The sequence below is a fragment of the Saccharothrix sp. CB00851 genome, assembly GCF_001905065.1.
GTDB lineage: Bacteria > Actinomycetota > Actinomycetes > Mycobacteriales > Pseudonocardiaceae > Actinosynnema.
The window spans coordinates 1-4838 of record NZ_LWLC01000061.1 but is presented as its reverse complement, the minus strand read 5'-3'; the positions used below and the strand labels follow the sequence as shown (position 1 = coordinate 4838).

5 protein-coding genes are annotated in these 4838 nt (G+C 70.9%); 1 reads left to right on the top strand and 4 read right to left on the bottom strand.

Annotated elements, in window-relative coordinates:
- Positions 1–75: 75 nt before the first annotated feature.
- The 3 genes from A6A25_RS38515 to A6A25_RS38505 form a co-directional block, all read right to left on the bottom strand.
- Positions 76–1512, bottom strand: coding sequence for a neutral zinc metallopeptidase (locus tag A6A25_RS38515; RefSeq protein WP_073898981.1), 1437 nt, complete (start codon positions 1510–1512; stop codon positions 76–78).
- 63 nt (positions 1513–1575) lie between these two features.
- Complete coding sequence (locus A6A25_RS38510) at positions 1576–2952, bottom strand: neutral zinc metallopeptidase (protein ID WP_073898979.1); 1377 nt, start codon at positions 2950–2952, stop codon at positions 1576–1578.
- A gap of 26 nt (positions 2953–2978) precedes the next feature.
- Complete coding sequence (locus A6A25_RS38505; protein ID WP_241829148.1) at positions 2979–3650, bottom strand: MFS transporter; 672 nt, start codon at positions 3648–3650, stop codon at positions 2979–2981.
- A gap of 50 nt (positions 3651–3700) precedes the next feature.
- Between A6A25_RS38505 and A6A25_RS43685 the strand changes: the two genes are divergently transcribed.
- Complete coding sequence (locus A6A25_RS43685; RefSeq protein ID WP_198933016.1) at positions 3701–3856, top strand: hypothetical protein; 156 nt, start codon at positions 3701–3703, stop codon at positions 3854–3856.
- Here the strand turns inward: A6A25_RS43685 and A6A25_RS38500 are convergent.
- On the bottom strand, positions 3843–4628 hold the full coding sequence (locus tag A6A25_RS38500; protein ID WP_198933015.1) for a class I SAM-dependent methyltransferase: 786 nt from the start codon (positions 4626–4628) through the stop codon (positions 3843–3845). The genes A6A25_RS43685 and A6A25_RS38500 overlap by 14 nt on opposite strands.
- Positions 4629–4838 lie beyond the last annotated feature (210 nt).

The window sequence follows — 4838 nt, the reverse complement described above, 5'->3', positions numbered from 1 at the left end:
CACCCCAGGGTTAAAACGCCAGCGTCCGGCGAGGACGCTTTTAATCTTTCAGCAGCAGCGCCCTGAGCAGCGCCCTCAGCCCGCGTACTTGCGGGTGCACAACCCGGCACCCTCGAAGAAGCCGTCACGGAAAGCCTCGACCCGCGCGAACCCCGAAGGGACCACGGTCCCGTTCACGTCGGCCGCGATCAGGCTCTTGTCCGCCAGCAGCTCGGCCACCGCCTCGTCCAAGTCACCGGACGACAAGCGCAGCTTCGCCCCGTTCTGGTTCGTCGTCCCGGCCCAAGCCCCGGTCAGGCACGCCGTCCGCAGCCCCGCCGCGGGTCCCTCCAGCCCGTACCCGGTCGCCTTCTGGATCGACAGCGCGAACCGTGACGCGATCTCGGCGAACGCGGCGAAGTCGCCGATCCCGCCCTTCTGCCCGCGCTTCGGCGGCGTGCCGATCTTCACCAGGTCGGGCAGGTCGATGGAAATCGTGTTCGTGGACGGGCAGTACGCGGCGGGCGAGGTGTCACCGCCGTCGGTGCACGCGGCGGCGGGGCTGGTGGTCAACGTGGGCGGGGTGGCGGCGGCGTCCTTGAAAGCCGAGCGCAGCGACTCCTCCAGCAGTTCGAGCGAACGGTCGTCGTCCACCTTCAGGTTGCCCTTGCCCTGCCCGGTGTCCCTGTCCTCCGAGTCGAACTTCTGCTGCGTGATCCGCGCCTTGATCTCGGCGTCGTCGATCTGCGCGCACCGCTTCGGGTCACCGGCGAACCCGAACTGGAACGCCGCCACCCGGTCGAACGCGCTGCCGTGCGCACCCTGCTTCTCGGCCGACGTGCCCGCCGCGTCCCGGATGAAGAACATCGTCGCCAGCACCTGGTTCAGCCCCGGCCCGGTCGAGATCCGGAAGTGCTTGGACTTGCCCTCGGCCACCCAGCGGAAGAAGTTGCCCGCGAAGCAGTCCGCCTGCTGCTCCTTGATGATCGACGGGGTGGCCTGGTTGATGCCGCTGATGTCACCGAGCTTGTACTGGACCGCGTGACCCATCTCGTGCGCCAGCACGGTCACCACCGACATCGGCCCGAACGCGTCGTCCAGCATCGGCAGCAGCTCACCGCGGTCCCACGCGATCGAGTCGTCCAACGAGCAGTAGAACGCGTTCGCCACCCCGGCCGTGTTGGTCCGGCAGATCTCGACGCCCCTGCCGTTGGAGTCGTAGGACACCAGCCGCTTGACCGGCTCGAACTCCTTGCCGAACCGGGCGGGCAGCTGCTCGGCCCAGTACTCCTCGACGTCGGCCAGGGTGTTGATGGCCAGCCGGTCCATCTCGCCGCCGTCACCGTTCTCCACCTGCAGGTCGGCGTCCGGCACACCGGGTTTCGCGCCGCTCTCCCCGGTGGTGATCTCCAGCCCGGACACCTTGGTGACGTCGGGCCGTTCCGACCGGCCGTGCCCGCTCACCGTCTGGGTGCACCCGGTCAGCGCCAACGCGGCGGCCATCGTCGCAGCAACCCAAGCCCGTCGAGCCATGCCCAAGCCCCATCCCCGGTCGTGCCGTTCCGAGCCCGAACCCTACTTGGCCCGCCCGGGTGGTTAGGCCAAACCGCAGGCTTTGGTGCCCTCGAACACGCCGCCGCGGAACACCTCGACCCGCTTGAACCCCGGTTCGAGCGCCGCCGACCCCGTCGCGTCACGTGCCGCGTAGTCGTAGGCCAGCAGCACCTGCACCGCCTCGTCCAGGTCACCGGGAGAGAGCCCGAACCCCTTCTGCCGGGTGAACACCTCCCGCGTGTACGCCCCGGCCAGGCACAACGCGCTGGTGGCGGCCTCCTGGCCCTCGAGGTCGACGTCCACGGCGGCCATCGCGGCCATCGCGTAACGGCTGGCCAGCAGCACGCCCGTGGCGTAGTCGCCGATCTCGGTGTGCAGCTCGGGCAGGTCGGTCTCGACCTCGATCTCCACCGACTTCTCCGCCGGGCAGTACGCCACCGGCCCCTGGTCGCCGGAGCAGTCCGGCTCCTCCTCGGTGGGGGTGGCCTTCGGCTCGGTCCACGCCTTGCCCGACTGCTCGACCAGGGTCTTGTAGTACAGGTTCAGGTCGGGGGTGACGTTCTCCAGCATCTCGTCGAACGGCAGGTTGCCGCCGCGGTCGCGGTCGTCGGCGGTCATGAACGCCTGCTGGGTGAACACCCGGTTCTCGACCGACATCTCCGCGCAGAACCCGGTGCCCTGCTGGTAGCCGTCCTGGAACGCGGACACCCGGTCGAACGCGTTGCCGTGCGCGGACCGGTCGCTCGCCGAGGTGCCGACCGGGTCGCGGAACGTGACCAGCGCGCCGAGCGCCGAGTCCAGCGCGTCGGTGCCGATGTCGAGGTGCTCGGACTTGCCGTCGTTGACCCACTTGATGAACGCGCCCGCGAAGCAGTCGGCCATCGCCTCGGTGAGAATCGTCGGGAACCGCCGCGGCTCGCGCCGTTCGGCTTCGGGCGTGATGCCCATCCGGTTCTGCACGGCGTGGCCCATCTCGTGGGCCAGTACGATCACCACGGCGGCGTCGCCGAAGCGGTCCTTGAGCACGGGCAGCAGCGCGGCCCGGTCCCAGGCGATGGCGTCGGCGCTGGGGCAGTAGAACGCGTTGCCCTCGACGTCGCTCGCCTTCTCCGTGCACGGCGGCGGCTTGGCGGACTCGTCGGCGGTGTCGACGGAGTAGATGCCGCCCTCGATCGGCTCCCACGGCTTGTCGAACGTGTCCGGGAAAGCTTCCTGCCAGAACGTGTCGACGTCGGTGATGGCGGTGGCCGCGAGCTGGTCGATGGGACCGCCGTCGGTGCCCCTGATGAAGCTCGGGTCGACCTTGCCCTTGGTGACGGTCTCGCCCGCGACCGGTTTGCCCGGGATCGCCTGGGCGCACGCGCCAACCGTGAGCAGGACCGCCGCCAGCAGGACCAGCCGAGCCGATACGAGCCGCATTGGCCCATTGTGCCTGCCCGGAACCCCTACGGTGTCGTGTTCGACGGCACCGCGGGAGCACGGGTTCGCGTCGCCCACCCGGTCAACGCGGGCACGGGCGCGACCGCGACCAGGAAGATCACCGCCACGGCCGACCAGCCGGCGGCGCCGAACCCGCCGAGCGCGAACGTGAAGACCGCCGGCCCGAACAGCCGCACGGTGGCCGTCGCCGCCTCGGTCACCCCTTGGTACGCGCCACGGGCGTCGTCACGCATCAGCCTGACCGACAGGCCCCAGCTCGCGGCCACGTAACCGAGTTCGCCCACCACGTGCAGCACCGCCGCGACCACCACCACCGCCACGCCCACCGCACCCGAACCACCCGCCGTGGTGGCGAGCAGGGCGCAGCTCGCAGCCAGCACGATCCCAGACCGCACCGCCGTGCGCGCCGCTCGGGCCGGTGTGCGGGCGAACCGCGCGAACGGCACCTGGAACACGGCGATGCCCACCGAGCTGACGACCACCACCACACCGCCCAGCGCGAGCGGCAGGTCCGTGGACCGGGACAGCCACAGCGGCAGGCCGGTCGACAGCATCGCCCAGCACAGCGACAGGACCGACGTGACCGCGACGACGGCCAGGTACGGGCGGTCCCGCAACACGACACGTGCGCGGGGCGTGGCGCTGGTCGACGGTTTCCGCACGGCGAGCGTCGTCACGGCCAGCACGGCGAAGGTGGCCGCTGGCGTGCCTGGACCGCACGCACCGCGTGCCGCACCTCGGTGGTGAGCTCGGCCGGCTCGTGCTGGACGCGTTCGTGGCCGACGACCTGGTGCGCCGTCAGGAAGGCACCAGGGAACTCCTGGTCACCGCACGGGGCGGCGAACGCCTGCCCGTGCTGCTGCCGAGCTTCACGCCGGCGTGACGCCGCGCACCGCCCAGGCCCGGGCGGTGAGCCGGATGGAACCGTCCGAGTGGGTGGGTAGGCGGGTGCGCAGCAGGTCGCGCAGGGCGCGGCGGCCGTCCTCGGGCAGGGAGGCGGTGTAGGAGGGCGCCGGTCCCTGGCCGCCGAGGAACGGGCGCCAGTAGTCGTCGAAATCGCGGAAGGAGGCCGGCACGTCCACCGCGTCCACCCGGACCTCGGCCAACCCGGCTCCGGCCCACAGCCGCCGGAGCGGTTCGGGTCGGCAGAGCGGGAAGCGGCGGCCTTCGTGCAGGGCGGACGCGGCGGGATCGAGCTCGGTGGCGGCGTCCCAGAAGAACCGGGTGATCGCCATGCCCTCGGCGTAGTCCCAGACGTAGGCGGCGACCACCGCGCCGGGCGTGGCGACCCTCGCGCACTCGGCCAGCGCCCGCACCGGATCGGGCACGAAGTTCAGCGCCAGCCCACTGACCACGGCGTCGAAGGAGCGGTCGGGCAGCGGCAGCGACCGGGCGTCACCGACCTGGAAGGACGCGCGCGGCACCCGGTGCTTCGCCGTGGCCAGGAACCCCTCGGACGGGTCGACCCCGACCACCTCGACGGGCTCACCCGCCTCCAACACCGCCGCCGTCAACGCCCCGGTGCCACAACCGACATCCAGCCACCGCCGCCCCACCGGCACGTCCAACAGGCGGAGGAACCGCCGCGCGACCGGCCCGCTCCAACGCCCGACGTACGCCTCGTACGCCTCGCCGACCGCCCACACGTCCGCCATGGGGCTCAGCATGGCAGGCAGGGCCGGTCTGCGACGCCGTTCCCGGCTGGGTGGTTCGGTGCGGATCCAGCTCAAGAGGCTTGAAGGCTTGAAGCTTGAAGGCTTGAAGGCTTGAAGGCTTGAAGGCTTGAAGGCTTGAAGGCTTGAAAGGGCAAAAGATCAAAGATTAAAAGCGTCCTCGCCGGACGCTGGCGTTTTAACCCTGGGGTG

Excerpts from the sequence above, each read along its gene's own strand:
- A6A25_RS38510 (WP_073898979.1), bottom strand. The coding sequence starts at position 2,952 with ATGCGGCTCGTATCGGCTCGGCTGGTCCTGCTGGCGGCGGTCCTGCTC.
- A6A25_RS38500 (WP_198933015.1), bottom strand. The coding sequence starts at position 4,628 with ATGGCGGACGTGTGGGCGGTCGGCGAGGCGTACGAGGCGTACGTCGGG.
- A6A25_RS38515 (WP_073898981.1), bottom strand. The coding sequence starts at position 1,512 with ATGGCTCGACGGGCTTGGGTTGCTGCGACGATGGCCGCCGCGTTGGCG.